Raw genomic sequence first — 26,165 nt, forward strand, 5'->3', positions numbered from 1 at the left:
GCTTACTTGCGCATCACCTTTTCGGACGGGGTCAGCGCCTCGATGTAGGCGGGACGCGAGAAGATGCGCTCCGCGTACTTGAGCAGCGGCGCGGCGTTCTTGCTGAGTTCGATGCCGTAGAAGTCCAGGCGCCACAGCAGCGGCGCGATGGCCACGTCGAGCATGGAGAAGTTGTCCCCCAGCATGAACTTGTTCTTCATGAACACGGGAGCGAGCTGCGTGAGGCGGTCGCGGATGTGCGAACGGGCCTTCTCCAGCGCCTTGTCATTGCCCTTGCTGCTGCGAGATTCCAGCACCGACACGTGCGTGAACAGTTCCTTCTCGAAGTTGAGCAGGAACAGGCGCACGCGGGCGCGGTCAACCGGGTCACCGGGCATGAGCTGCGGGTGCGGGAAGCGCTCGTCGATGTACTCGTTGATGATGTTCGACTCGTACAGGATCAGGTCGCGCTCGACGAGGATCGGCACCTGGCCGTACGGGTTCATCACGGCGATGTCTTCGGGCTTGTTGTACAAGTCGACGTCGCGGATTTCGAAGTCCATGCCCTTTTCGAACAGCACGAAGCGGCAGCGGTGCGAATAGGGGCAGGTGGTGCCCGAGTACAGAACCATCATGGTTGGCGTCTCCTGAAACAGAAAACAGTGGCTGCGATTGTGCCGCGTCGGCACCGCAAGCCACTGTGGGCGAAAAAGGGGGTGGATCGCACCCCGAGACGGGGGCTTACTTGACGTCTTTCCAGAACGCGGCGTTGAGGCGCCAGGCGACCACGGTGAACGCCGTGAGGAACAGCAGGACCCACACGCCGATTCGCACGCGGTTGTTCGCGGCGGGCTCGGCCATCCACTGGAGGTAAGCCACCAGGTCACCGACGTTCTGGTCGTACTGGGCCTGGGTCATGGTGCCGGGCTTGACCTGCTCCCAACCGCGCAGCACCTCGACCTCGTGGCCATGGCTCATGACCTTGTCGTAGACGGGCTTGCGCTCGCCCTGCAGCTCCCACAGAGGGTGCGGCATGCCGATATTGGGAAAGGCCTTGTTGTTCCAGCCGGTGGGCTTGGTGTCGTCGCGGTAATAGGTGCGCAACAGGGTGTAGAGGTAATCGGGCCCGCTGCCGGCCGAGCTGGCGCGCGATCGCGCCACCAGGGTCAGGTCGGGTGGCACCTTGCCGAACCAGTCCTTGGCCATCTTGGGATCGATGGCTGCCTTCATCGTGTCGCCGATCTTGTCGGTGGCAAAGGTCAGGTTCTCGGCGATCTGCTTGTCGTTCAGGCCGATGTCGCGCAGGCGGTTGTAGCGCATGAAGGCCGCCGAGTGGCAGCTCAGGCAGTAGTTGACGAACAGCTTGGCGCCGTTTTGCAGGGCGGCCATGTCGTTGGTGCGTTGGGGCGCGCGGTCCAGCGGGATGCCACCGCCAGCGGCCAGGGCGGTGCCACTCAGGCCCAGGGACAACGCGAGGCCCAGAAGAATCTTTTTCATAACGTTCGCTCTCCGGATGTCGCGTTGACTCAGTGCGGCTGGAAGGTCACCCGGTCGGGGACCGGCTTGAACTCACCCAGGCGGCTCCACCACGGCATCAGCAGGAAGAAGCCGAAATAGAACAGGGTGCCCACCTGCGACACGCGCTCGCCGATCGGCGAAGGCGCCTGGATACCCAGGTAGCCGAGCACGAAGAAGTTGATGACGAATACCGTGTAGAGCCACTTGTTCCAGCTCGGGCGGTAGCGGATCGACTTCACCGGACTGTTGTCGAGCCAGGGCAGGAAGAACAGGATGATCACGGCCGCGCCCATGACGATCACACCCCAGAACTTGGCGTCGTAGGTGAGCATGGCCGCCGAGGCCAGCACGGCGGCGACCACGATCACGCCCTTGAGCGCCGCGTTGACGCGCGCCTTGATGACCCCGAACACCGCTGCCAGCACCACGCAGGCCACCAGCACGTACATGAACTCGGCGGTGATGGCGCGCAGCATGGAGTAGAACGGCGTGAAGTACCAGACCGGCGCGATGTGCAGCGGCGTGGTCAGCGGGTCGGCCGGGATGAAGTTGTTGAACTCCAGGAAGTAGCCACCGAACTCGGGCGCAAAGAACACGATGGCCGAGAACACCATCAGGAACACGGCCACACCCAGGATGTCGTGCACGGTGTAGTACGGGTGGAAGGGGATGCCGTCCACGGGCTTGCCGGAGGCGTCCTTGTTGGCCTTGATCTCCACGCCATCGGGGTTGTTGGAGCCCACTTCGTGCAGCGCGATGATGTGCGCCACCACCAGGCCCAGCAAGACCAGCGGCACGGCGATGACGTGGAAGCTGAAGAAGCGGTTCAGCGTGGCGTCGCCCACCACGTAGTCGCCACGGATCAGCAGGGCCAGGTCGGGGCCGATGTAAGGAATGGCGGAGAACAGGTTCACGATCACCTGCGCGCCCCAGTAGGACATCTGGCCCCAGGGCAGCAGGTAGCCCATGAAGGCTTCGGCCATCAGGCACAGGAAGATCGCGCAGCCGAACACCCACACCAACTCACGCGGCTTGCGGTAGCTGCCGTAGAGCAGGCCGCGGAACATGTGCAGGTACACCACGACGAAGAAGGCCGAGGCACCGGTGGAGTGCATGTAGCGGATCAGCCAGCCCCAGGGCACGTCGCGCATGATGTACTCGACGGAGGCGAAGGCCACGTTCGCGTCGGGCTTGTAGTGCATCGCCAGGAAGATGCCGGTGACGATCTGGATGACCAGCACCAGCAGCGCGAGCGAGCCGAAGAAGTACCAGAAGTTGAAGTTCTTCGGCGCGTAGTACTTGGCCAGGTGCTCGTTGTAGAGCTTGGACAGCGGGAAGCGGTTGTCGACCCAGTTCAGCGCTTTCTGGCTCAGCGGGGCGTCGGGGGAGATTTCTTTGAATTCGGCCATGGCGTGCGTGCCTCGATGTTCCGTGGGTGTTCAGGCTCGATGGCGCGGCCTCAGGCCGGCTTTTCCTCGCCGATCAGCAGCATGTTGTCGGAGACGTAGTAATGCGGCGGGATCTCGAGGTTGTCGGGTGCGGGCTTGTTCTGGAACACGCGGCCAGCCAGGTCGAAGGTTGAGCCATGGCAGGCGCACAGGAACCCGCCCTGCCAGTCGTCCGGCAGGGAGGGTTGCGGGCCGGTGGCGAACTTGTCGCCAGGCGAGCAACCCAGGTGGGTGCAGATGCCGATGGCGACCAGGATCTCGGGCTTGATCGAGCGGGTGCGGTTCTTGGCGTACTCGGGCGTGGGGAACGCGGTCCGCTCGGAATTCGGGTCGGCGAGCTGGGCCTCGTCTTTCTCCAGCGTGGCGAGCTGCGCCTCCGTGCGACGCATCACCCACACCGGCTTGCCGCGCCATTCCACGACGCGTTTCTCGCCAGGGGCGATGGTCGAGATGTCCACCTCGACCGCCGCACCCGCGGCCTTGGCGCGCTCGGAGGGCTGGAAGGAACTCACGAAGGGCACGGCGACTGCCGCGGCACCCACGCCACCCATGGCGCAGGAGGTGATCAGCCAGGTCCGGCGACTGTTGTCCACAGCGGCCTTGCCTTGGTTGGCGGGAGCTTCACTCATGGGGGACTTTCTCGTCTTGCGGGAGGGGAATCAGGACAACCCGGCATTGTACTGGACCATGTCAAGGGCCCAGCCGCGTTCGCGCCTGCGCCGCCATGGGCTCGAATGCCGGTTTCGCGTGTGACAATGCCCGCCCGACCAATACCCTCTGGAGGATGCGCATGGGCATGATGCAGGAGTTCAAGGAATTTGCCGTCAAGGGCAACGTCATCGACCTGGCCGTGGGCGTGATCATCGGCGGCGCGTTCGGCAAGATCGTCAGCTCCCTGGTGGACGACGTGATCATGCCGGTGGTGGGCCTGGTGTTCGGCAAGCTCGACTTCAGCAACCTGTTCGTGGTGCTGGGCACGGCGCCCGAGGGCACGGCCCGCACCCTGGCGGCCATGAAGCAGGCCGGTGTGCCGGTGCTGGCGTACGGCAACTTCATCACGGTGGCGATCAACTTCGCCATCCTGGCCTTCATCATTTTCCTGATGGTCAAACAGATCAACCGCCTCAAGCGCGAGACGCCACCGCCACCGCCCGCCGCCGCGCCAGAAGACATCGTGCTGCTGCGCGAGATCCGCGACAGTCTGAAGAAGTAGGTCCCGCTCAGGCCGGGCTGGCAAGCATCGCGGCATCGATGGCCGCCAGCAGACTGTCCGCGCTGGCCCGGCCGGTGCCCGCGATGTCGAATGCGGTGCCATGGTCCGGGCTGGTGCGCACGAACGGCAGGCCGAGCGTGGTGTTGACGCCATGCTCCAGCCCCAGCAACTTCACCGGAATGAGCCCCTGGTCGTGGTACATGGCCACGACCACGTCGAAGGCACCCTGGCGCGCCCGCATGAATACGGTATCCGGCGGATGGGGCCCGCTGGCCTCGATTCCCTGATCGCGCGCCGCCTGCACGGCGGGCGCGATCGCCTCGATCTCCTCCCGCCCGAACAACCCGCCCTCCCCCGCGTGCGGGTTCAGTCCGGCCACCGCGATGCGCGGCCGCGCCATCCCGGTGCGGCGGAAGTGGGCATCCGTGATGCGGATGGTCTCCAGCACGCCTTCGGTCGTCACCGCCGCCAAGGCCTCGCGCAGCGACACATGGATGCTCACCAGCACCGTCGCCAGGCCGGGCGCGCTGAGCATCATGCGCACAGGCAAGGCCGTCACGGGCACGCCCTGGTGCCGGGCAGCGACGGCCTGCAGCAATTCGGTGTGGCCAGGGTAGGGTTCGCCGGCGGCGGCCAGCGCCTCCTTGTGGATCGGCGCCGTGACCAGGGCGCGCGCGCGGCCCTCCAGCGCCGCCTGGGCGCCGAGACGGATGGCGGCGGCGGCGGCCCGGCCCGCGATGGCGCTCACCTGGCCCCACGGCGGCGGCGCCAGCGGCTCGCCCGCCTGCAGAACCCCTACCGAGCCGGGCGGCAGGCCGGCCAATTGCGCCGGCTCGCTCAGCCCGGCCAGCACCAGACCGCCCTCGGCCGAGTCGGGGGCTGCTGCGCCCAGGCTCGCCGCGCGGCGCAGCGTGGCCATGTCGCCCACCACCACCACGTCGCGCCGCAGCGCGGGCCGCTCGCGCAGGGCGCGCAGCACGATCTCGGGGCCGATGCCCGCGGCATCGCCCATGCTGATCAGGACCGGGCGCTTGGCCATCACGCGGGGTTGGGGATATCGATGAAGTGGTGCTCGATGCCCAGCGCCGAGGCCACGTGGGTGGCGACGGCGGGCGCGCCGTAGCGCTCGCTGGCGTGGTGCCCGCAGGCCAGGAAGGCCACGCCGCACTCCCGGGCGTAGTGCGCCTGGGGCTCAGAGATCTCGCCGGTGATGAAGGCGTCGACGCCGGCCGCGATGGCGGCCTCGAAGTAGCCTTGCGCCCCGCCCGTGCACAGGCCGATGCGGCGCACTGTGTGCCCCGGCGGCCCCACCAGCGTGACCGGACGGCCCACAGCCTGTTCCACGTGCGCCGCCAGCGACTCGGCCGGTGCCGCCGGGCGCTGGCCCACGAAGCCGAGCCACTGATCGCCGAAGCGCACGCCATCCTCCAACGCGATGTCCAGCACGCGGGCGAGCTGCGCGTTGTTGCCCAGTGTGGGGTGGGCGTCCAGCGGGAGGTGATAGGCGATCAGGTTGATGTCGTGCGCCAGCAGCCGCGACAGACGCTGCTTCATCCACCCCGTCACGCGCCCGTCCTGGCCGCGCCAGAACAGGCCGTGGTGCACCAGGATGGCATCCGCCTTCGCCTCGATCGCGGCCTCGATCAGCGCCAGGCTGGCGGTCACGCCGCTGATCAGCCGGCGGATCTCGAGGCGGCCCTCGACCTGCAGCCCGTTGGGTCCATAGTCCTTGAACTGCGCAGGCTGCAGCAGGGTGTCGAAGGCGTGAACCAGCGTGTCTCGGGAGGTGCTCATGCGGCGCGGCGGCTTGAAAAACGGCATTCTGACAGCCACATCTCCACCAGCCGAATGCGGGACAATTCCCCACTTTCCTTCGCCGACTCTCTCATGAAACGACTCTGGCTCGTGTTTGCCCAAACCGTCACCGTGCTGGTGGCGGTGCTCTTCGTTGTGGCCACGCTGCAGCCGCAGTGGTTGGGCCGGCGTTCGCTGCCGTCGGTGGTGCCGGTGTTCGAGGCCCCTTCCAGCGCCCCGCCTCCCGCCGATCCGGGGACCTTGAGCCTGCGTGCGGCGGCCAAGATCGCTGCGCCCGCCGTCGTGAGCATCAACACCAGCAAGGCGCCAGCCAACAACCCCCACAGCGTCGACCCCTGGTTCCGCTTCTTCTTCGGCGACCAGCTCAACAACCAGCCGCAGACCGGGCTGGGGTCGGGCGTCATCGTCAGCCCGGCCGGCTACGTGCTCACCAACAACCACGTCGTCGAGGAAGCCGACGAGATCCAGGTGAGCCTCAACGACGGCCGCCAGACCGTGGCCAAGGTCATCGGCACCGACCCCGAGACCGATCTCGCCGTGCTCAAGGTCGAACTGAGCGACCTGCCCGTCATTACCCTGGGCAACTCCGACGCGCTCCAGATCGGCGACCCGCTGCTGGCCATCGGCAACCCCTTCGGCGTGGGGCAGACCGTCACCAGCGGCATTGTCAGCGCGCTGGGCCGCACGCAACTGGGCATCAACACCTTCGAGAACTTCATCCAGACAGACGCGGCCATCAACCCGGGCAACTCGGGCGGCGCCCTGGTGGATGTGCAAGGCCACCTCATGGGCATCAACACCGCCATTTACTCGCGCTCGGGCGGCTCCATGGGGATCGGCTTCGCCATTCCCACGTCCACCGCGCGCAGCGTGATGGAGGCGATCGTCAAGGAAGGCAAGGTCACGCGTGGCTGGATCGGCGTGGAGCCGCAGGACCTGACGCCCGAATTGGCGGAGAGTTTCGGCGTCGGCACGCGCAGCGGCGTCATCATCACGGGCGTGCTGCAGAACGGTCCCGCCGCGCAGGCGGGTATCCGCCCGGGCGACGTCATCACCGCGGTCAAGGGCCAGGAGGTCAGGAACGTGCCGCAGCTCTTGGCGGCCGTGGCGGCGCTGCCGCCCGGTGAAAAAGCCCGCCTCGATGTCTTGCGGCGCGACGCATCGATGCAGATCGAGGTGACGCCAGGCCGTCGCAACCTCGCCCAGCAGGCCGCCAACCGGCGCTGAACCTGGCCACAGGGGCCGCCGTTCAGGACGCGGTCTTTTCGCCTTCGCCTTCTTCGTCCTCGGCCCGGGTGCGCTTGATGAAGACCTGCGCTCCCCAGATGCCGGCTTCGTAGAGCACGCACATCGGCACCGCCAATGCCAATTGCGAGATCACGTCGGGCGGCGTGACGACGGCGGCGATGATGAACGAGATGACGATGAAGTAGCCGCGGAAGTCCTTGAGCTTCTGCACGGAGACCATGCCCATCTTGACCAGCAGCACCACCACGATGGGCACCTGGAAGGCGAGGCCGAAGGCGAGGTACAGGCCCAGAATCGCCTCCACATAGGACGCGATGTCGGGCGTGGCCGCCACGCTGGCCGGCGTGAACTTCTGGATGAAGCCGAACATCTTGTCGAGCACGAAGAACTGCACGAACGCGATGCCCGCATAGGCCAGCAAGCTGCCCAGGAAGATGAGCGGCACGGCGAATCGCTTCTCGTGGCTGTAGAGCCCGGGCGCAATGAAGGACCACAGCTGGTACATCCACCACGGCAGCGACAGCAGCACCGCGGCCATGGCCAGCACCTTCAGCGGCACGAAGAAGGGTGAGAACACGCCCACGGCGATCAGCCGGGCGTCGGGCGGCATGTGGGCGCGGATGGGAATGGCGATCAGGTCGATGAGGCCGCTCGGGCCGGGCCAGACCGCCAGGATGGCCATGCACACCGCCAGGCCGATCACGCTGTAGAGCAGGCGGTCGCGCAGCTCCATCAGGTGCTGCACGAAGGGCTGTTCTGTACCGGCGAGTTCGTCGTCGGAATCGGGCTTGGTGGACATCAGCGAGACGGGTTGGACGGGCGCGGGCGGAAGCGGGCCACGCGCGCGGCCCCCGACTGGGTGCGGGTGCGCACCCCCGTGCGCGCCTTGAACCACTGCGGCACGGCCTTCTGCTTGAGGCGGAAGTTCTTCTTGGGACGCGTGTAGACGGGGTACACCGGTTGCCCGATGGACTGCATGACGTCCGCCTCGGTCGGCTCGCGCAGCGTGTCACCCTCGAGGCCGGCCGTGGCGTCGGACCAGGATTTCTCGAACTCGTTGGTGGTGTCCTGCACGGAGGACTGCACGTCGCGCGCCGCCGTCTCCACCGAGTCCTTCATCTTCTTGAGCTCTTCGAGCTCCATGGACCGGTTGACCTCGGCCTTGACGTCGGCGACGTAACGCTGGGCCTTGCCCAGCAAGGCGCCCACCGTGCGGGCCACGCGCGGCAATTTCTCGGGGCCGATGACGACCAGCGCCACGGCACCGATGAGGGCCAGCTTGGAAATGCCGAGATCGATCATGGGTCAGCCAGGACCGCGGCGTCCGCACCGGGCGCCGGGGTGGTTCACGTCAGCTTTTCTGCTTGGCTTCGACGTCGATGGTGCCCTTGTCGGTCGCGCTGTTCTGCGTGACCTGGGGGGCGGGGGTGCCGGTGGCGTCGGACGGGCCGTTCTGACCGCCCTCCTTCATGCCATCCTTGAAACCCTTGACGGCGCCACCCAGGTCGGAGCCGATGTTCTTGAGTTTCTTGGTGCCGAACACCATGACCACGATGAGCAGCACGATGAGCCAGTGCCAGATGGAAAACGTACCCATGTCAATCTCCAGAGAGGTGGGGTGAGCGCGCGCGCAATGCTGGGATTCTAAGCCGCGGCCCGGGGTTCAACCGGTTGTCCCGGGGATGCCGCAGAGGACCGGATGGATCAGCCCTTGGCCCAGGGGCGAGGACCGCCGATCACGTGGATGTGCAAGTGGTGGACCTCCTGTCCGCCCTCTTGACCCGTGTTGCACACGATGCGAAATCCACCCTCGGGATAGGGGTTGCAGCCCTGCTCCATGGCCAGCTTCGGGGCCAGGGTCAGCATGCGGCCCATCAGGCGCTCGTGTTCGGGACCGACCTGTGCCATCGACGGGATGTGCACCTTGGGCACCATGAGGAAATGCACGGGCGCCCAGGGGTGGATGTCGTGGAAGGCAAACAGGTCCTCGTCCTCGTACACCCGGCGGGACGGGATCTGGCCGGCAACGATCTTGCAAAAAACGCAGTTGGGGTCGTGCTGAGCGCTCATGGGGGCCTTATTGCGGCATGGGGCGGTTGGCGTTCATGTTCACCATGCCCCGGACGATGCGGTAGAGGAACCAGATGGAGATCAGGCACCAGGCGATCCAGCCCGGCACGAAGAGCAGCAGCCACAAGGGAATGGTCACCACGTACAGGATGGCGGCCCAGATGACCGAACGGATGCGCCAGGAGAAGTGGCTGGCTTGCCAGGTGCCCACAGCCTCGTCCCGCTTCACCAGGTCGATGATCAGCGCCACGATGAGCAGCGCAACGCCGGGCTGGGCCGAAGGCAGCACCGCGCCCACCGCCACGATGAGGTGCAGGATGTAACTGAGCCAGCCCACGCTCTTGAGCGATTGGGCTTTCTCGTTGTCGGTGGTGTCCACATCGATCACGTCGCTCATGGTCTCACTCCTTCGCTTCGCGTTCGCGCACCTTGCGCAGGGCCTTCTCTTCCAGTCCGCTCAGGCCTTCGCGGCGCACCAGCTCGGCCACCACATCGGCCGGCCCCAGGCCGAAGTGGGCCAGGGCGATCATGCTGTGGAACCACAGGTCGGCGGTCTCGTTCACCAGCTTCTGACGGTCGGTGCCGCCGTGTTCCAGGTCCTTGGCGGCCATCACGGCCTCGGTGGCCTCTTCGCCAATCTTCTTGAGGAAGGCCTCGGGTCCCTTGTGCAACAGGCGCGCGACGTAGCTCTTCTCGGGATCGCCGCCGTTCGCCGGCTTGCGGCTCTCGATCACGGCAGCCAGGCGGGCCAGGTCGTCGGTACTGGTCATAGGGCTATCTGTAGATGGATTCCGGGTCTTTCAAGACCGGTTCCACGGTGACCCAATGGCCATTCTCGTGGCGCTGGAAGAAGCAACTGTGTCGGCCCGTGTGGCAGGCGATGCCGGGCTCGTGTCCGAGCTGGGTGACCTTGAGCAGCACCACGTCGTTGTCGCAGTCCAGGCGGATCTCGCGCACCGTCTGCACGTGGCCGGACTCCTCGCCCTTGAACCAGAGCTTGCCGCGCGAGCGGCTGAAGTAGACGGCGCGGCCCAGTTCGGCCGTCTTCTGCAGGGCCTCGCGGTTCATCCAGGCGAACATCAACACATCGCCAGTGGCGGCCTCCTGCGCGATCACGGGCACCAGCCCCTGATCGTCCCACTTCACGGCGTCGAGCCAGTCCATCACAGCCTCACGGGAATGCCGCGCTCAGCCATGCGGGCCTTGGCTTGCGCGACGGTGTATTCGCCATAGTGAAAGATGCTGGCGGCCAGCACCGCGTCGGCGCCGCCTTCCTGCACCCCGTCGGCCAGGTGGTCCAGCTTGCCCACGCCACCCGAGGCAATCACCGGCACGTCCACCGCGTCGCTCACCGCGCGCGTGAGCGCGAGGTCGAAGCCCGACTTGGTGCCGTCGCGGTCCATGCTGGTGAGCAGGATCTCGCCGGCGCCGAACTCGGCCATCTGCTTGGCCCAGGCCACGGCGTCCAGGCCGGTGTTCTTGCGCCCACCGTGGCTGTAGACGTCCCATCCTTCGCCCTGTGCGCGGCGCTTGGCGTCGATCGCCACCACGATGCACTGCGAGCCGTACTTGTCGGATGCGTCGCGGATGACCTGCGGGTTGGCGATGGCGGCCGAGTTGAAGCTGGTCTTGTCCGCGCCCGCGTTCAGCAGGCGGCGCACGTCGTCCACGGTGCGCACGCCGCCGCCCACGGTGAGCGGTATGAAGACCTGAGAGGCGACTGCCTCGATGATGGGCAGGATCAGGTCGCGGCCGTCGCTGGTGGCCGTGATGTCGAGAAAGGTGAGTTCGTCGGCACCCTGCTCGTTGTATCGGGCCGCGATTTCCACCGGATCACCCGCATCGCGCAATTCGACGAAGTTGACGCCCTTGACGACACGACCACCGGTGACGTCAAGGCAGGGGATGATCCGTTTGGCCAGCATCAGGCCGCGGCGCCGGGCCGCCCCAAGCAAGGCCGCACCCCCTCGGGGGGCAGCGAATACACGAAGTGAGGAGCGTGGGGGTGCATGTTCATCCGTTCAAATCGTCCGCGAGCTTCTGTGCCGCCTCGAAATCGAGGTCGCCGCTGTAGATGGAACGCCCGCAGATCACGCCCTCGACGCCTTCCTCCTCCACCGCGCAGAGCTTGCGGATGTCTTCGAGGTTGGACAGGCCACCCGAGGCGATGACGGGGATGGACAGCGACTGCGCGAGCTTGACCGTGGCCTCGATGTTGATGCCGCTGAGCATGCCGTCGCGGCCGATGTCGGTATAGACGATGGACTCGACGCCGTAGTCCTCGAACTTCTTGCCCAGATCGACCACCTCGTGGCCGGTGAGCTTGCTCCAGCCATCGGTGGCGACCTTGCCGTCCTTGGCGTCCAGGCCCACGATGATGTGGCCGCCGAACGCGGTGCAGGCGTCCTGCAGGAAACCCGGGTTCTTCACCGCCGCGGTGCCGATGATCACGTAGCGCAGCCCGGCGTCGAGGTAGCGCTCGATGGTGTCGAGGTCGCGGATGCCACCGCCGAGCTGCACATCCACCTCGCTGCCCACCTCCTTGAGGATGGCGCGGATGGCCTGCTCGTTCCTGGGTTTGCCCGCGAAGGCGCCGTTCAGGTCCACCAAGTGCACGCGGCGCGCGCCCTTGTCGACCCAGTTGCGCGCCATGGCGGCCGGGTCCTCACTGAACACCGTGGATTGGTCCATGTCGCCCTGTTTGAGGCGAACACAGTGGCCGTCCTTGAGGTCGATGGCGGGAATCAGCAGCATGGTCGTGGGCGGGCGCTGGCGCGCGGCTCAGGGGTTCCAGTGGAGGAAATTGCGGTAGAGCGCAAGACCCTGGTCAGCGCTCTTCTCGGGGTGGAATTGGGTCGCAAAAATGTTATCGCGCGCAATGGCCGCTGCAAAGCGACCACCGTAATCGGTTTCGCCGACCACGTGCTCGGGCCGTTCGGGCCGAGCGAAGTAACTGTGCACGAAATAGAAGTAGGCGCCATCGTCGATGCCCGCCCACAACGGGTGCACGCCGCGCCCCAGGTCGTGAAACACACGGTTCCAGCCCATCTGGGGCACCTTGTAGCGGCTGCCGTCGGGCTGGCGGCGGCCTTCCAGCTGGAAACGCACCACCCCGCCGGGAATGAGGCCCAGGCCATCGGTGGGGCCTTCGTCGCTGCGGTCCAGCAGCATCTGCATCCCCACGCAGACGCCGAACAGCGGCTTGTTCGCGCAGGCGTGCAGCACGGCGTCCTTCAGGCCCGAGGCCGCGAGCGCGCGCATGCAGTCGCCCATGTGGCCCTGGCCGGGCAGTACCACGCGCTCGGCAGCCATCACCTCCTCAGGGCGTTGTGTGACGACGACCTCCACACCGCTGCCCTGAGCGGCGTGCAGCACCGCCTGGGAAACCGAGCGCAGGTTTCCGCTCTCGTAGTCGACGACGGCGACCGTCCTGGCTTTCATCACGCGGGAAACGGAGGGTTCAGAGCGAACCTTTGGTGGAAGGAATCGCGTCGCCCAGGCGCGGGTCGCGTTCGAGGGCGAAGCGCACGGCGCGCGCGAAGGCCTTGAACACGGTCTCGGCCTGGTGGTGCGCGTTCTCACCGTGCAGGTTGTCCACGTGCAGCGTGACACCGGCGTGGTTGACGAATCCCTGGAAGAACTCGTAGGTGAGCTGGGTGTCGAACGCGCCGATCATGCCGGCCTTGAACGGCACGCGCATGTGCAGACCGGGGCGCCCGGAGAAGTCGATCACCACGCGCGAGAGCGCTTCGTCGAGCGGCACGTAGGCATGGCCGTAGCGGCGGATGCCCTTCTTGTCGCCCACGGCCTTGGCGAAGGCCTGGCCCAGGGTGATGCCCACGTCTTCCACCGTGTGGTGGCCATCGATGTGCAGGTCGCCCTTGGCGATGATTTCCAGGTCGATCAGGCCATGGCGGGCGATCTGATCGAGCATGTGGTCGAAAAAGCCGATACCGGTGGACAGCACGGCCACGCCGGCGCCGTCGAGGTTGATGCGCACACCGATCTGGGTCTCGTTGGTGTTGCGCTGCACCTGGGCGGCACGGTCATTGGGGCCCGGGACGGGGAAAACGGGCGGGGTGGAAGTCATAGGGCGGTTTGCAGGGCCTGGAGGAGCCGGGCGTTCTCGTCGGGCGTGCCCACGGTGAGCCGCAGGCATTGGGCCAGCAGCGGGTGCATTTTAGAAACATTCTTCACGAGCACGCCCTGGGCCTTGAGCCCGTCGAAGGCGCGCTGTGCGTCGGGCACGCGCACGAGCACCATGTTGGCTTCGCTCGGGAAGGGCGTGACACCCGGCAGCCGCGCCAGCGCGGCCATCAGCGCCTCGCGCTGTTCGCGGATCACGGCCGCCTGCTGCGCGAACACCTCGGCGTGTTCCAGCGCGAACAACGCGCACTCGGCGTTGAGCGCGCTCACGTTGTAGGGCGGGCGCAGCTTGTCCACCTCCTGAACCAGGGCCGCGGGGCCCACGAGGTAGCCGATGCGCACGCCAGCCAGGCCGAACTTGGACAGCGTGCGCATGAGCAGCACGTGGGCGTTGTCCTGCGGCCGGGCGCGCATCTCGTCGAGCCAGGTGTGACTCGAGAAGGGCTGGTAGGCCTCGTCCACCACCACCAGGCCGCCGAAGGCAGCGGCCTCGGCGATGAGGCGGCGCATGACGTCCGGGTCGAAGCGATTGGCCGTGGGGTTGTTCGGATAGGCGAGGTACGTGATGGCCGGGCGGTGCGCGCGCATCGCGGCCAGCATGGCCGGCTCGTCAAGCTCGAAGTCGGCGGTGAGCGGCACGCCATGAAAGCCCAGGCCCTGCAACTGCGCGCTCATGGCGTACATCACGAAGCCGGGCACGGGCGCCAGCACGCTCGCGCCGGGCAGGTCACAGCCCATGGCCAGCAGCGAAATGAGTTCGTCGGAGCCGTTGCCCAGCATCAGTGCCTGACCGGCCGGCAGATCGACGAATCGCTCCAGGGCGCGCTTGAGTTCGTCCACGCGCGCGCCGGGGTAGCGGTTGATGGCCACGGCGCCCAGGCGCCGGCCCAGCTCGGCCTGCAGTTCGTGCGGCAACGCGAACGGGTTCTCCATCGCATCGAGCTTGAGCATGCCGGCCGAGTCCTGGATGGCGTAGGCCTGCATGGACTGGATGTCCCGGCGGATGCGCGCCAGCGGCTGGGGCTTGAGGGCGCTGTTCATCGCGGCGTGCCTCGCATCGGCGGGACGGTGGGCAGGCGCAACTCGGCCGCGCGCGCGTGCGCCTGCAGGCCCTCACCGTAGGCCAGCTCGGCGGCCACGGTGCCCAGGGCCTGCGCGCCCTGTTCACTCACCTCGATCAGGCTGCTGCGCTTCTGGAAGTCGTAGACGCCCAGCGGCGAGGAGAAGCGCGCGGTGCCGCCGGTGGGCAGCACGTGGTTGGGGCCGGCGCAGTAGTCGCCGAGGCTTTCGCTGGTGTAGGCACCCAGGAAGATGGCACCGGCGTGCTTGAGCCGCGGCTCCCAGCGGTGCGGCTCGGCACTGGACACCTCCAGGTGCTCGGGCGCGATGCGGTTGCTGATGGCACAGGCCTCGCCCATGTCGCGGGTGAGAATGAGCGCGCCGCGGTCGTTGAGGCTCTTGGCGATGATGGCCGCGCGCGGCATGGTGGGCAGCAGGCGGTCGATGGCGGCCTGCACGGCGTCGATGTAGGCGGCGTCCGGGCACAGCAGGATGCTCTGCGCCAGCTCGTCGTGCTCGGCCTGGCTGAACAGGTCCATGGCCACCCAGTCGGCCGGCGTGCTGCCGTCGGCGAGCACCAGGATCTCGCTCGGGCCGGCGATCATGTCGATGCCCACGGTGCCGAACACGCGCTTCTTGGCGCTGGCCACGTAGGCGTTGCCGGGGCCGGTGATCTTGTCGACCTTGGGCACGGTGGCCGTGCCGTAGGCCAGCGCGGCCACGGCCTGGGCGCCGCCGATGGTGAAGGCGCGCGTGACGCCGGCCACGTAAGCCGCCGCCAGCACCAGCTCGTTGCGCTCGCCGCGCGTGTCGGTGCCACCGCCGTTGCCGCCCGTGGCCACACTGCCGCGCACGGGCGTGGGCACCACCATCACGATCTCGGGCACGCCGGCCACGTGCGCAGGCACAGCATTCATGATCACGCTGGACGGGTAGGCCGCCTTGCCGCCCGGCACGTAGATGCCCACGCGGTCCAGCGGCGTGACCTTCTGGCCCAGCAGGGTGCCGTCCTCGTCGCGGTAGCTCCAGCTTTCGCCGTTGGCCTTCTTTTGCGCTTCGTGGTAGCGGCGCACGCGCGCGGTGGCGGCCTGCAGGGCCTCACGTTGCGCCGCAGGCAGGGCGTCGAAGGCGGCCTTGAAATCGGCCTGGGTGAGCTCGAGTTCGCCCACGCTGGCGGCCTGCAGGCCGTCGAAGCGCGCGGTGTATTCCAGCACCGCCGCATCGCCGCGCCGGTGCACGTCGGCCAGGATGTCGGCCACCCGCTGCTCGATCGCGTGGTCCGTCTCGCTCGACCAATGCAGGCGCTGCGCGAAGCGCGCCTCGAAATCGGGCTGGGCGGTCGACAGGCGAAGGGGCGAGGCGTTCATGCGGGGGTGGAAACAATGGCGCCGGCGAAAGCGTCGATGAGCGGGCGCAGGCGCGCCTGTTTGAGTTTGAGGGCCGCCTGGTTGACCACCAGGCGCGAGCTGATGTCCATGATGCGCTCGACCTCGACGAGGTGGTTGGCCTTGAGCGTGTTCCCGGTGGACACGAGGTCCACGATGGCGTCGGCCAGGCCGGTGAGCGGCGCCAGTTCCATGCTGCCGTAGAGCTTGATCAGGTCCACGTGCACACCCTTGCCAGCAAAGAACTCGCGCGCGATGGTGGTGTACTTGGTGGCCACGCGCAAGCGCGAGCCCTGGCGCACGGCCGAGGCGTAGTCGAAGTCGGCGCGCACGGCCACGCTGACGCGGCAGCGCGCGATGTTCAGGTCCAGCGGCTGGTACAAGCCCTGGCCGCCGTGTTCGATCAGCGTGTCCTTGCCGGTCACCCCAAGATCGGCGCCGCCGTTTTCCACGTAGGTGGGCACGTCGGTGGCGCGAACCAGCACCACGCGCACATCGGGCTGGTTGGTCGGCAGGATGAGCTTGCGCGATTTTTCGGGGTCCTCCAGCACCTCGATGCCGGCCGCGCGCAACAGCGGCAGGGTCTCGTCGAAGATGCGGCCTTTGGACAGGGCAAGCGTGATCACTTGATTCTTTCGATGTCGGCACCGATGGCGCGCAGCTTCACTTCCATCTGGTCGTAGCCGCGGTCCAGGTGGTAGATGCGGTCGACGGTGGTCTCGCCCTCGGCCACCAGGCCCGCGATCACCAGGCTGGCCGAGGCGCGCAGGTCGGTGGCCATCACGGTGGCGCCGGACAGGCGCTGCACGCCCTCCACCATCGCCACCTTGCCCTCGGTCTGGATGCGCGCGCCCAGGCGGACCAGTTCGTTCACGTGCATGAAGCGGTTTTCGAAGATGGTCTCCGTCACCTTGCTCGCGCCCTCGGCAATGCAGTTGACGGTCATGAACTGCGCCTGCATGTCGGTGGGAAAGCCGGGGTACTCGGTGGTGCGGAAGCTCTGCGCCTTCATGCGGCCCGAGGCGCGGATGCGAATGAAAGGCCCGGCGGCATTGGCGCCCGCCTCGATCTCGGCGCCGGCCTCGGTGAGCTTGTCGATCACCGCGTCCAGGTGGTCGGCCCGGCCGCAGCGCAGCAGCACGTCGCCGCCAGTGGCGGCCACGGCGCACAGGAAGGTGCCGGCCTCGATGCGGTCGGCCACCACCTGGTGCTCGCAGCCCTTGAGGCGATCGACACCCTGCACGTGAATGCGACTGGTGCCGTGGCCCTCGATCTTCGCGCCCATGCGGATGAGCATCTCGGCCAGGTCGGTGACCTCGGGCTCCTGCGCGGCGTTCTCCAGCAAGGTCTCGCCCTGCGCCAGGGCCGCAGCCATCAGGAAGTTCTCGGTGCCGGTGACGGTGACCATGTCGGTGGCGATGCGCGCGCCGTGCAGGCGCGAGCGCCCTTGCGGCAGGCGCGCCTCCATGTAGCCGTGCTCGACCGAGATATCGGCGCCCATGGCCTGCATGCCCTTGATGTGCTGATCCACCGGGCGCGAGCCGATGGCGCAGCCGCCCGGCAGCGACACGCGCGCGCGCCCGAAGCGGGCCAGCAGCGGTCCCAGCACCAGCACCGACGCGCGCATGGTCTTCACCAGGTCGTACGGAGCCTCGGCCCGCAGGCCATCGGGCGCCTGCAGGCGGATGCCACCACGCTCGCCCAGCGTGTCCGTGCGCACGCCCATGTTGTTGAGCAGCTGGCGCATGGTCGCCACGTCGCGCAGGCGCGGCACATTGGTCAGCGTCACGGCCTCGTCGGTCAGCAAGGCGGCGCACAGTTCCGGCAGCGCGGCGTTCTTGGCGCCGGAAATCGGCACCTCGCCGCTCAGCGTGCGGCCCCCGCGGATCAGCAGTTTGTCCATGGTGTCAGTTCTGTTCCGCCCATTCGGCGGGGGTCAGGGTCTGCATCGACAGGGCGTGCACCTCGTCGGTCTGCATGCGGTTGCCCAGCGTGGCATAGACAGCCTGGTGGCGCTGGATCAGGCGCTTGCCTTCGAAGGCCGGCGACACGATGACGGCGGACCAGTGGCGGCCATCGCCCGTCACCTCGATGTGTTCGCAGGCCAGGCCGGCGGCGATGAGGGATTGCAGTTGTTCGGCGGTCATGGACATCAGTGGCGGACCTTGTAGCCGGTCTTGAGCAGGTGCAGCGCCAGCGCACTCACCGCCAGCAGCGCACCGCCCACCAGGCCCAGGCTGATCCATGGCGAGACGTCGCTCTGGCCGAAGAAGCCGTAGCGGAAGCCATCGATCATGTAGAAGAACGGATTGAGGTGGCTCACGCCCTGCCAGAACTCGGGCAGCGAATGGATGGAATAGAACACGCCCGACAGGAAGGTCATGGGCATGATGATGAAGTTCTGGAACGCGGCCATCTGGTCGAACTTCTCGGCCCACAACCCGGCAATGAGCCCCAGCGCGCCCAACAGGGCCGCACCCAGCACGCCGAACACCAGGATCCACAGCGGCGCCACCAGGCTGGGCTGCGCGAACAGCCCGGCCACGATCAGCACACCCAGGCCCACCGCGAGGCCGCGCACGATGGACGAGCCCACGTAGGCCACGAACCAGGCGCGGTGCGACAGCGGCGTGAGCAGCAGGAACACCAGGTTGCCCATGATCTTGCTCTGGATGAGCGAGGAGCTGCTGTTGGCGAAGGCGTTCTGCAGCACGCTCATCATCACCAGGCCGGGCACGAGGAAGGCGGTGTAGCTCACATCGCCGTACACCTGGGCCCGGCCTTCGAGCACGTGAGCGAACACGGCCAGGTACAGCAGCGCGGTGATGACGGGCGCGGCCACGGTCTGGAAGCCCACCTTCCAGAAACGCAGCACCTCTTTGTAGAACAGGGTTTGCCAGCCGGTCATACCGACACCTTCGCGGAAGGGGTAGAGGGCACCACCGGCGCGCCGCTGCCCGTGAGATCGAGGAACACGTCCTCCAGATCGGCCTTGCGGACCTCGATGTCCTCCGGCATCACGCCGGCCTCGCGCAGGCGCGAGAGCACGTGCTCCACCGCGTGAGCGTCGAGCGCAGGCAACTGCACCACGCGGCCGGTGATGCGCGCCTGCGCGGCGATGTCGGCCGGCAAGGGCGTGTCGGTCTTGAAGCGCAGCACGTTGGCGGCTGCGCGAGCCAGCAGGGCCGAGGTGGATTCGAGTGCGACCACCTGCCCCAGCTTGAGCATGGCGATGCGGCTGCACAGGGCCTCGGCTTCCTCCAGGTAGTGGGTGGTGAGCAGCACCGTGCTGCCCAGGCGCTTGTTGAGGCCCGAGACGAACTGCCACAGGGTCTGGCGCAGTTCCACGTCGACGCCGGCGGTGGGCTCGTCGAGCACGATGACCGGCGGCTTGTGCACCAGGGCCTGGGCGATCAACACACGCCGCTTCATGCCGCCCGAGAGCTGGCGCATGTTGGCCGTGGCCTTGTCGGCCAGCCCCAGGCCGGTGAGCAGCTCGTCGATCCAGTCGTCGTTGCGGCGGATGCCGAAGTAACCCGACTGGATGCGCAGCGCCTCGCGCACGTTGAAGAAGGGGTCGAACACCAGTTCCTGGGGCACCACGCCCAACTGGCGGCGCGCGGCCTGGTAGTCGGCTTGCACGTCGTGGCCGTGCACCGTGATGCGGCCCTCGGTGGCGCGCGCCAGGCCGGCCAGGATGCTGATGAGCGTGGTCTTGCCCGCCCCGTTCGGTCCGAGCAGGCCGAAAAATTCACCCGGTTCGATGTCGAAACTGACCGAACGCAGGGCGTGGAGGTCGCCACGCGAGGTGGCGTAGGTCTTGGAGACGTTCTGGAATGAGACGGCTGGCATGCGCAGCAACACCCTGGACTGCGCCGCTCACTCGGGACATCCGGGGCGGGCAGGGAACCGGGGATTCTACGGCTGGCCCCTCGCCCCCGCTGGCGAAGGGGCGTCCCACGCGGGCTCAGGCCGGCAGCAATTCCTGCACGCCATAAGCGGCCACCAACTCCCGCAGGCGCGGCGGCCAGTTCGTCACGTTCAGGGCGCGTCCGGCGCGCTGCGCGTCGCGCCGCAACTCGAGCAGCAGGGCCACGGCGGAGGAATCGAAGCTGCTCAGCCCCCCGGCGTCGACTGTGAAATCGCCCGCCGGCTGCGCCGCCAGCGCCCGCCGCAGGCTTTGCAGCGTGTCGGGCGCCTCGGACGTGGTGAGCCGCGCGGGCAGCCGGGCCTCGCTCATCAGTTGGTCTTGGCGGTGCCGCCGCCGCTCTTGTTGCGCTGGGCCAGGGAGTCGATCAGGCCGTCGATGCCCTTGGCGTTGATTTCCTGCGCAAACTGGGTGCGGTAGGTTTCCACCAGCCACAGGCCCAGCACGTTGAGGTCGTAGATCTTCCAGCTGTCGTTGGACTTTTCCATGCGGTAGTCGAGCTGGATCGGCTCGCCGCGGCCGCGCACCTCGGAGCGCACCACCACCTCGGTGTCGGTGGGCTGCATGCGCAGGGGCTTGAAGCTCAGGGTCTGGTCGCGCACTTCGCTCAGGGCGCCGGAGTAGGTACGCACCAGCATGGCCTTGAATTCGGCCTGCAGGCGCTGTTGCTGCTCGGGCGTGGCCTGGCGCCAGTGGCGGCCCACGGCGGAGGACGTCATGCGGGTGAAGTTCACGTTGGGCATGATCTTCTCGTCCACCACGGCCATGATGCGGTCGATGTTGCCGGCCTTGATCGCCGGGTCGGCCTTGATCAGCTCCAGCACCTCGGTGGACAGGCGCTTGACCATGGCGTCGGGGGCCTCGGCGGCGCTGGCGGGCAGGGTGAAGGCGGTCAGGGCCAGGGCGACGCCGGCCAGCCAGGAACGTCGGTGCAATTGGTTCATGTGTGAGTCCTTTCCAGGGCTCTTGGCCCGTGTGACGGCATTGTGGCGGTCCGAGGTGCGGCGAATGTGACCGGTTCCCCGCCGATGGTGACGAGGCGTATCAGCAGCGAGCGCCCACTATCGGTTCACTCCGCGTCGTCTCCGTCGCCCAGGCCGATGCCCTTGTCGATCATGTCGTCGATCTGGCGTTGGCGGCGGCCCAGGTAGAAGTCGCGCATGAGGCCGTAGGGATCGAGTGCGGCGTCGTCGAAGATCTGGCCGGCGCGCAGCAGACCGGCGCGCGTGTCCACCACGCGCAGGGCGTAGAGCGAGTTGCGGCTGGGCACGTGGTCCACGTGGCCCACCGGGTCGGCGGCGCTGTCGGCCACCAGGCCGCCGGTGTCGCGCACCGTGGACGGACCGAAAAACGGCAGCACCAGGTAGGCGCCCGAGGGCACACCCCAGCGGCCCAGGGTCTGGCCGAAGTCGATGCGGGTGCGCTGAATGCCGGCCTCGCTGGCAATGTCGAGCAGGCCACCAAAGCCCAGCACGGTGTTGACGCTGAAGCGCAGCAGGTTGTCCGCCGTTTCGCGCGGGCGCAGCTGCAGGCCGGCGTTGACGGCGGACCACAGGTCGCCCAGGTTGCCGAAGAAGTTGTTGACGCCCGTGCGCACCGGGCTGGGCGTGACGTCGACGTAGGCCGTGGCCACGGGCTTGAGCACCGCGCGGTCCACCGCGTCGTTGAAGCGGTACACGCCGCGGTTCAAGGGCTCCAGCGGGTCCTTGGGGTTGGCGTCGGGGCCGGTGGCACAGCCGGCCAGCAGCACCAGGGCCGCGGTCGCCGCCAACGCGGGACGGAAGACGAATCGTGGGGTGGTCATTCGTTGAACTCCCTGGGGATCGGGGCTTATTCGGTGCCCGCTTCGGGTTTCTTCTCGGCGCTGTCGGCCGCGCGGCTGAACAGGAACTGGCCGATCAGGTTTTCCAGCACCAGGGCCGACTGCGTCTGGGTCACCAGCGCGCCATCGGCCAGGTTTTCCGGGTCGCCGCCCGGCTCGATGCCCACATACTGCTCGCCGAGCAGCCCGCTGGTGAGGATCTTCATGGAGCTGTCACGCGGGAAGGCGTAGCGCTTTTCCAGCGTGAGTGCGACGCTGGCCTGGAAGGTCTTGTCGTCGAAACCGATGTTCTCGACCCGGCCCACCACCACGCCCGCCGAGCGCACCGCGGCGCCGGCCTTGAGGCCGCCGGCGTTGTCGAAGCGCGCGGTGACGCGGTAGGTGGGCTCGAAGCTGAGCTGCAGCAGGTTGGCCGACTGCAGTGCGAGGAACAGGATGGCCGCGCCGCCGATGAGCACGAACAGGCCAACCCAGAAGTCGTTTTTGGATGAGGTCATGGTGGTTCTCCGATGGGCCCTCAGATGCTGAACATCATGGCGGTGAGCACGAAGTCGAGGCCCAGCACGGTGAGCGAGGCCATCACCACCGTGCGGGTGGTGGCGCGCGAAACACCTTCGGGCGTGGGCTGGGCCAGGTAGCCCTGCAGCAGGGCGATGAAGGTGACGGCGAAACCGAAGACGGCGCTCTTGATGATGCCGTTGCCGACGTCGGCCCAGACATCGACGCCGCCCTGCATCTGGCTCCAGAAGGCGCCGCCGTCGAGCCCGATGAGGCCGACGCCGACCACCCAGCCGCCGATGACGCCGACCGCGCTGAACACGGCCGCCAGCAGGGGCATCGCGATGACGCCGGCCCAGAAGCGCGGCGCGAGCACGCGGCGCACCGGGTCAACGGCCATCATCTCCATGGCGCTGAGCTGCTCGCCGGCCTTCATGAGGCCGATTTCGGCGGTGAGCGAGGTGCCTGCGCGGCCAGCGAACAGCAGCGCGCTGACCACGGGGCCGAGCTCGCGCACCAGCGACAGGGCCACCAGCAGGCCCAGGGCCTCGGTGGCGCCGTAGATGCGCAGCGTGTAGTAGCCCTGCAGGCCAAGCACAAAGCCCACGAACAGGCCCGAGACGCCGATGATGGACAGCGAGTGGTTGCCCAGGAAGTGGATCTGGTCGCGCACCAGGCCGAATCGGCGCAGCGCCACGCCGCCCAGGGCCAGCAGGCGCAGGAACAGGCGCGCGCCGTAGCCCAGCGCGCTGAGGTGCTGCCGCACGGCGCGGCCCACGATGGCGGGGTGCAGGGCCTTGAGCATCAGGCGGCTCCCTTGCCGAAGTCCTCGGCCAGCGAGGGTGCGGGGTGGTGGAACTGCACCGGGCCGTCGGGCCGCGCATTGACGAACTGCGCCACCAGTGGGTCGGTGCTGTGGCGCACTTCGTCGGGCGTGCCCTGCGCGGCGATCTTGCCGTTGGCCAGCACGATCACCTGGTCGGCGATGCCGAAGGTCTCGTCCAGGTCGTGCGAGACCACGATGCTGGTGAGGCCGAGGGCGCCGTTGAGTTCGCGGATGAGCCGCGCGGCGGTGCCGAGCGAGATCGGGTCGAGGCCGGCAAAGGGCTCGTCGTACATGACGAGCTCGGGGTCGAGCGCGATGGCACGTGCCAGCGCCACGCGCCGCGCCATGCCCCCCGAGAGCTCGCTGGGCATCAGGTTGCGCGCGCCACGCAGGCCCACGGCGTTGAGCTTGAGCAGCACGATGTCGCGCACCAGGGCCTCGGGCAGCTTCGTGTGCTCGCGCAGCGGGAAGGCCACGTTGTCGAACACGCTCATGTCGGTGAACAGCGCACCAAACTGGAACAGCATGCCCATGCGGCGGCGCGCGGCGTAGAGCGCTCGCTGGTCCATGGCGGTGACGTCGGCGCCGTCGAACAGGGTCTGGCCGCGCTGGGCGCGGATCTGGCCACCGATGAGGCGCAGCACCGTGGTCTTGCCGCCGCCCGAGGCGCCCATGAGCGCCGTGACCTTGCCGCGCGGCACGGTCAGCGAGATGTTGTCGAGGATCACCCGCGGGCCGTAGCCGAAGGTGAGACCGCGCAGTTCAACGAGGGGGGTGGAAGGGCTGGTGCTCATCAAGCAAAAGCCGGGCATGAACCCGGCCGCCGCATGATACGGGATCCCGACTTACCGGGCTCCCGTCGCACCCTTACGTTTTGGTAATCGAGTGTTCAGCGCGGCAGGTCCGAATAGCCCATGAGGAATTCGTCCACCGAACGCGCGGCCTGGCGCCCTTCGCGGATGGCCCAGACCACCAGGGACTGCCCGCGGCGCATGTCGCCGGCGGCAAACACCTTGGGCACGTTGGTCGCGTAACCACCGGTGAAATCGGTGGTGGCCTTGGCGTTGCCGCGGGCGTCCTTGTCGACGCCGAAGGCCTCGAGCACCGTGGCCACGGGGTTGGTGAAACCCATGGCGAGCAGCACCAGGTCGGCCTTGTACTCCTTCTCGGTGCCGGGGACCTCGACGAACTTGCCGTCCTTGAACTCCACGTGCACGGTCTTCAGGCCCGTGACCTTGCCGTTCTTGCCGACGAATTCCTTGGTGGACACGGCGAACTCGCGCACACACCCTTCTTCATGGCTGGAGCTGGTGCGCAGCTTGAGCGGCCAGTAAGGCCACACCAGGGGCTTGTTCTCCTGCTCCGGCGGCTGGGGCATCACCTCGAACTGGGTGACGCTGAGCGCGCCGTGGCGGTTGCTGGTGCCCACGCAGTCGGAGCCGGTGTCGCCACCGCCGATGACGATGACGTGTTTGCCGTCCGCGCGCAGTTGTCCTTTGATCTTGTCGCCCGCGTTCACCTTGTTCTGCTGCGGCAGGAACTCCATGGCGAAGTGGATGCCGTCGAGCTCGCGGCCGGGCACGGGCAGGTCGCGGCTCTGCTCCGCGCCGCCGGTGAGCAGCACGGCGTCGAACTCCGCCTGGAGCTGCTCGGCGCTGACGGTTTCCTTGGCCCAGTTGGTGACCTTGCTGCCGGCGGGCATGGCACCCACCAGCACGCCAGTGCGGAATACCACGCCCTCGGCCTGCATCTGCTCGACGCGGCGGTCGATGTGCGACTTCTCCATCTTGAAGTCGGGGATGCCGTAGCGCAGCAGGCCGCCGATGCGGTCGTTCTTCTCGAACACGGTCACGTCGTGGCCGGCGCGCGCCAGTTGTTGCGCGGCGGCCAGGCCGGCAGGGCCGGAGCCCACCACGGCGACCTTCTTGCCGGTCTTGTGCTTGGCGGGTTGCGCCGGCACCCAGCCCTCGGCCCAGGCGCGGTCGATGATGGCGTGCTCGATGGACTTGATGCCCACCGGGTCGTCGTTCACGTTGAGCACGCAGGCGGCTTCGCAGGGCGCGGGGCAGATGCGGCCGGTGAACTCGGGGAAGTTGTTGGTGCTGTGCAGCACCGTGATCGCGTTCTTCCAGTCGCCTTGATAAACGAGGTCGTTGAAGTCCGGGATGATGTTGTTGACCGGGCAGCCGCTGTTGCAGAACGGCATGCCGCAGTCCATGCAGCGCGCGCCCTGAATCCTGGCCTGCTGGTCATCGAGCCCGACGACGAATTCCTTGTAGTGCTTCAGGCGATCGGGCACGGGCGCGTAGCCCTCCTCGATGCGCTCGTATTCCATGAAGCCGGTGACTTTTCCCATGGTGCTGTCCTGTGATTTCGTGGGGCTTTGTTCGTGGGCTTATTTCGCAGGCACGGTGGCCTTCTTGGCCGAGCCCTGTGCCTTGGTCGTGGCGGCGGCCGCCGTCTGCTTCGCGGCCATCTCGCCCAGCGCGCGCTTGTATTCGTTCGGGAACACCTTGACGAACTTGCCGCGCGCCGTGGCCCAGTTGTCCAGCAGCTCGCGCGCGCGCTTGCTGCCGGTCCAGCGGTTGTGGTCCTCCAGCAGCTTCTTGAGCAAGGCCTCGTCGGTCTGGCCGCGGTGCCAGGTGCCGGCGGCGGACGCGGCTTCCTGTTCCTTGGCCGTGAGCACGGGCTCCAGGCTCACCATGGCGGTGTTGCAGCGCTCGGCGAAGCGGCCATCCTCGTCGTAGACGTAGGCGACGCCGCCGCTCATGCCGGCGGCGAAGTTGCGGCCGGTCTTGCCCAGCACCACCACGGTGCCGCCGGTCATGTACTCGCAGCCGTGGTCGCCGGTGCCCTCGACCACCGCGGTGGCGCCGGACTTGCGCACCGCGAAGCGCTCGCCGGCCACGCCGGAGAAGTAGGCTTCGCCCGTCGTCGCGCCGTAGAGCACGGTGTTGCCGACGATGATGTTGCGCGTGGCCTCGCCACGGAAGTCGATGCTGGGGCGCACCACCACGCGGCCGCCCGACAGGCCCTTGCCGGTGTAGTCGTTGGCGTCGCCGATCAGGTACATCGTGATGCCCTTGGCCAGGAAGGCGCCGAAGGACTGGCCGCCCGTGCCCTCGAGCTGGATGCGGATGGAGTCGTCCGGCAGGCCCTCGGGGTGGTGCTTGGTGAGCTCGCCCGAGAGCATGGCGCCCACCGAGCGGT

General features: G+C 67.6%; 33 protein-coding genes and 1 pseudogene. 2 read left to right on the forward strand and 32 right to left on the reverse strand.

What is annotated here, in order from left to right:
* Positions 1–2 precede the first annotated feature (2 nt).
* From GTO19_RS15235 to petA, 4 genes are all read right to left on the reverse strand, one after another.
* The gene (locus GTO19_RS15235; protein WP_009516494.1) at positions 3–614 is read right to left on the reverse strand and encodes a glutathione S-transferase N-terminal domain-containing protein; all 612 of its coding nucleotides are present in this window, start codon (positions 612–614) and stop codon (positions 3–5) included.
* A gap of 106 nt (positions 615–720) precedes the next feature.
* Positions 721–1,476 (reverse strand): cytochrome c1, encoded by a 756-nt coding sequence (locus GTO19_RS15240; RefSeq protein ID WP_291022089.1) that lies wholly within the window; start codon positions 1,474–1,476, stop codon positions 721–723.
* Between the two features lie 29 nt (positions 1,477–1,505).
* The gene (locus tag GTO19_RS15245; RefSeq protein WP_291022091.1) at positions 1,506–2,906 is read right to left on the reverse strand and encodes a cytochrome bc complex cytochrome b subunit; all 1,401 of its coding nucleotides are present in this window, start codon (positions 2,904–2,906) and stop codon (positions 1,506–1,508) included.
* A 50-nt stretch (positions 2,907–2,956) separates the two neighbouring features.
* Complete coding sequence (gene petA / locus GTO19_RS15250; RefSeq protein WP_291022093.1) at positions 2,957–3,574, reverse strand: ubiquinol-cytochrome c reductase iron-sulfur subunit; 618 nt, start codon at positions 3,572–3,574, stop codon at positions 2,957–2,959.
* Between the two features lie 161 nt (positions 3,575–3,735).
* Here petA and mscL point away from each other — a divergent pair, with 161 nt between their 5' ends.
* The gene (gene mscL / locus GTO19_RS15255) at positions 3,736–4,158 is read left to right on the forward strand and encodes a large conductance mechanosensitive channel protein MscL (protein ID WP_291022095.1); all 423 of its coding nucleotides are present in this window, start codon (positions 3,736–3,738) and stop codon (positions 4,156–4,158) included.
* A 7-nt stretch (positions 4,159–4,165) separates the two neighbouring features.
* Here the strand turns inward: mscL and pdxA are convergent, their stop codons facing one another.
* Together pdxA and GTO19_RS15265 are read right to left on the reverse strand one after the other, a co-directional pair.
* On the reverse strand, positions 4,166–5,197 hold the full coding sequence (pdxA, locus tag GTO19_RS15260) for a 4-hydroxythreonine-4-phosphate dehydrogenase PdxA (RefSeq protein WP_291022097.1): 1,032 nt from the start codon (positions 5,195–5,197) through the stop codon (positions 4,166–4,168).
* Complete coding sequence (locus tag GTO19_RS15265) at positions 5,197–5,952, reverse strand: Nif3-like dinuclear metal center hexameric protein (RefSeq protein ID WP_291022099.1); 756 nt, start codon at positions 5,950–5,952, stop codon at positions 5,197–5,199. The genes pdxA and GTO19_RS15265 overlap by 1 nt, the downstream gene beginning before the upstream one ends.
* 93 nt (positions 5,953–6,045) lie before the next feature.
* Here GTO19_RS15265 and GTO19_RS15270 point away from each other — a divergent pair, with 93 nt between their 5' ends.
* Positions 6,046–7,200 carry a Do family serine endopeptidase gene (locus GTO19_RS15270; protein WP_291022101.1) on the forward strand — a complete coding sequence of 385 codons (1,155 nt, stop codon included), beginning with the start codon at positions 6,046–6,048 and terminating at the stop codon, positions 7,198–7,200.
* Between the two features lie 22 nt (positions 7,201–7,222).
* On the opposite strand, the gene tatC is transcribed toward GTO19_RS15270, so the two are convergent.
* From tatC to GTO19_RS15400, 26 genes and pseudogenes are all read right to left on the reverse strand, one after another.
* Positions 7,223–8,020 carry a twin-arginine translocase subunit TatC gene (gene tatC, locus GTO19_RS15275; protein ID WP_291022103.1) on the reverse strand — a complete coding sequence of 266 codons (798 nt, stop codon included), beginning with the start codon at positions 8,018–8,020 and terminating at the stop codon, positions 7,223–7,225.
* A complete protein-coding gene (gene tatB / locus GTO19_RS15280) occupies positions 8,020–8,523 on the reverse strand; it encodes a Sec-independent protein translocase protein TatB (RefSeq protein ID WP_291022105.1) in 504 nt (167 codons plus the stop codon). The genes tatC and tatB overlap by 1 nt, the downstream gene beginning before the upstream one ends.
* A gap of 49 nt (positions 8,524–8,572) precedes the next feature.
* Positions 8,573–8,818, reverse strand: coding sequence for a Sec-independent protein translocase subunit TatA (gene tatA, locus GTO19_RS15285; RefSeq protein ID WP_291022106.1), 246 nt, complete (start codon positions 8,816–8,818; stop codon positions 8,573–8,575).
* A 107-nt stretch (positions 8,819–8,925) separates the two neighbouring features.
* Positions 8,926–9,291 (reverse strand): histidine triad nucleotide-binding protein, encoded by a 366-nt coding sequence (locus GTO19_RS15290; protein WP_291022108.1) that lies wholly within the window; start codon positions 9,289–9,291, stop codon positions 8,926–8,928.
* 7 nt (positions 9,292–9,298) lie between these two features.
* The gene (locus GTO19_RS15295) at positions 9,299–9,688 is read right to left on the reverse strand and encodes a hypothetical protein (RefSeq protein WP_291022110.1); all 390 of its coding nucleotides are present in this window, start codon (positions 9,686–9,688) and stop codon (positions 9,299–9,301) included.
* A 4-nt stretch (positions 9,689–9,692) separates the two neighbouring features.
* Positions 9,693–10,061: a phosphoribosyl-ATP diphosphatase gene (locus GTO19_RS15300; protein ID WP_291022112.1), complete on the reverse strand. Its 369-nt coding sequence runs from the start codon at positions 10,059–10,061 to the stop codon at positions 9,693–9,695.
* 4 nt (positions 10,062–10,065) lie between these two features.
* Positions 10,066–10,455 carry a phosphoribosyl-AMP cyclohydrolase gene (hisI, locus tag GTO19_RS15305; RefSeq protein ID WP_291022114.1) on the reverse strand — a complete coding sequence of 130 codons (390 nt, stop codon included), beginning with the start codon at positions 10,453–10,455 and terminating at the stop codon, positions 10,066–10,068.
* Complete coding sequence (gene hisF / locus GTO19_RS15310) at positions 10,455–11,216, reverse strand: imidazole glycerol phosphate synthase subunit HisF (RefSeq protein WP_291022116.1); 762 nt, start codon at positions 11,214–11,216, stop codon at positions 10,455–10,457. Before hisF ends, hisI begins: the two co-directional genes overlap by 1 nt.
* Before the next feature lie 88 nt (positions 11,217–11,304).
* Positions 11,305–12,045 carry a 1-(5-phosphoribosyl)-5-[(5-phosphoribosylamino)methylideneamino]imidazole-4-carboxamide isomerase gene (gene hisA, locus GTO19_RS15315; RefSeq protein ID WP_291022118.1) on the reverse strand — a complete coding sequence of 247 codons (741 nt, stop codon included), beginning with the start codon at positions 12,043–12,045 and terminating at the stop codon, positions 11,305–11,307.
* 27 nt (positions 12,046–12,072) lie between these two features.
* Complete coding sequence (gene hisH, locus GTO19_RS15320) at positions 12,073–12,732, reverse strand: imidazole glycerol phosphate synthase subunit HisH (protein WP_291022120.1); 660 nt, start codon at positions 12,730–12,732, stop codon at positions 12,073–12,075.
* Between the two features lie 19 nt (positions 12,733–12,751).
* Positions 12,752–13,381 (reverse strand): imidazoleglycerol-phosphate dehydratase HisB, encoded by a 630-nt coding sequence (gene hisB, locus GTO19_RS15325; protein WP_291022122.1) that lies wholly within the window; start codon positions 13,379–13,381, stop codon positions 12,752–12,754.
* On the reverse strand, positions 13,378–14,478 hold the full coding sequence (hisC, locus tag GTO19_RS15330) for a histidinol-phosphate transaminase (RefSeq protein WP_291022124.1): 1,101 nt from the start codon (positions 14,476–14,478) through the stop codon (positions 13,378–13,380). Before hisC ends, hisB begins: the two co-directional genes overlap by 4 nt.
* Positions 14,475–15,863 (reverse strand): histidinol dehydrogenase, encoded by a 1,389-nt coding sequence (gene hisD, locus GTO19_RS15335; RefSeq protein ID WP_291022126.1) that lies wholly within the window; start codon positions 15,861–15,863, stop codon positions 14,475–14,477. Before hisD ends, hisC begins: the two co-directional genes overlap by 4 nt.
* Positions 15,860–16,507: an ATP phosphoribosyltransferase gene (gene hisG / locus GTO19_RS15340; protein ID WP_291022128.1), complete on the reverse strand. Its 648-nt coding sequence runs from the start codon at positions 16,505–16,507 to the stop codon at positions 15,860–15,862. The genes hisD and hisG overlap by 4 nt, the downstream gene beginning before the upstream one ends.
* Positions 16,504–17,784 (reverse strand): UDP-N-acetylglucosamine 1-carboxyvinyltransferase, encoded by a 1,281-nt coding sequence (murA, locus tag GTO19_RS15345; RefSeq protein WP_291022130.1) that lies wholly within the window; start codon positions 17,782–17,784, stop codon positions 16,504–16,506. Before murA ends, hisG begins: the two co-directional genes overlap by 4 nt.
* Positions 17,785–17,788: 4 nt before the next feature.
* Positions 17,789–18,028: a BolA family protein gene (locus GTO19_RS15350; protein ID WP_291022156.1), complete on the reverse strand. Its 240-nt coding sequence runs from the start codon at positions 18,026–18,028 to the stop codon at positions 17,789–17,791.
* A gap of 5 nt (positions 18,029–18,033) precedes the next feature.
* Positions 18,034–18,789, reverse strand: a complete 756-nt coding sequence (locus GTO19_RS15355) for an ABC transporter permease (RefSeq protein WP_291022132.1) — start codon at positions 18,787–18,789, stop codon at positions 18,034–18,036.
* Complete coding sequence (locus tag GTO19_RS15360) at positions 18,786–19,733, reverse strand: ABC transporter ATP-binding protein (protein WP_291022134.1); 948 nt, start codon at positions 19,731–19,733, stop codon at positions 18,786–18,788. Before GTO19_RS15360 ends, GTO19_RS15355 begins: the two co-directional genes overlap by 4 nt.
* A 115-nt stretch (positions 19,734–19,848) precedes the next feature.
* The gene (locus tag GTO19_RS15365) at positions 19,849–20,121 is read right to left on the reverse strand and encodes a lipid asymmetry maintenance protein MlaB (RefSeq protein WP_291022136.1); all 273 of its coding nucleotides are present in this window, start codon (positions 20,119–20,121) and stop codon (positions 19,849–19,851) included.
* A complete protein-coding gene (locus GTO19_RS15370; RefSeq protein ID WP_291022138.1) occupies positions 20,121–20,753 on the reverse strand; it encodes a phospholipid-binding protein MlaC in 633 nt (210 codons plus the stop codon). Before GTO19_RS15370 ends, GTO19_RS15365 begins: the two co-directional genes overlap by 1 nt.
* 125 nt (positions 20,754–20,878) lie before the next feature.
* Entirely contained in the window at positions 20,879–21,613 is a 735-nt protein-coding gene (locus tag GTO19_RS15375) for a VacJ family lipoprotein (protein ID WP_291022139.1), read from the reverse strand.
* 26 nt (positions 21,614–21,639) lie between these two features.
* Entirely contained in the window at positions 21,640–22,128 is a 489-nt protein-coding gene (gene mlaD, locus GTO19_RS15380) for an outer membrane lipid asymmetry maintenance protein MlaD (RefSeq protein ID WP_291022141.1), read from the reverse strand.
* A 20-nt stretch (positions 22,129–22,148) separates the two neighbouring features.
* Positions 22,149–22,934: a lipid asymmetry maintenance ABC transporter permease subunit MlaE gene (gene mlaE / locus GTO19_RS15385; protein WP_291022143.1), complete on the reverse strand. Its 786-nt coding sequence runs from the start codon at positions 22,932–22,934 to the stop codon at positions 22,149–22,151.
* Positions 22,934–23,749 carry an ABC transporter ATP-binding protein gene (locus GTO19_RS15390; protein ID WP_291022145.1) on the reverse strand — a complete coding sequence of 272 codons (816 nt, stop codon included), beginning with the start codon at positions 23,747–23,749 and terminating at the stop codon, positions 22,934–22,936. The genes mlaE and GTO19_RS15390 overlap by 1 nt, the downstream gene beginning before the upstream one ends.
* A gap of 95 nt (positions 23,750–23,844) precedes the next feature.
* Positions 23,845–25,311, reverse strand: coding sequence for a glutamate synthase subunit beta (locus GTO19_RS15395; RefSeq protein WP_291022147.1), 1,467 nt, complete (start codon positions 25,309–25,311; stop codon positions 23,845–23,847).
* 39 nt (positions 25,312–25,350) lie between these two features.
* Positions 25,351–26,165, reverse strand: a pseudogene (locus tag GTO19_RS15400) (glutamate synthase subunit alpha); the annotation flags it as partial.

The organism is Hydrogenophaga sp. (assembly GCF_011772445.1).
Taxonomy (GTDB): Bacteria; Pseudomonadota; Gammaproteobacteria; order Burkholderiales; family Burkholderiaceae_C; genus Hydrogenophaga.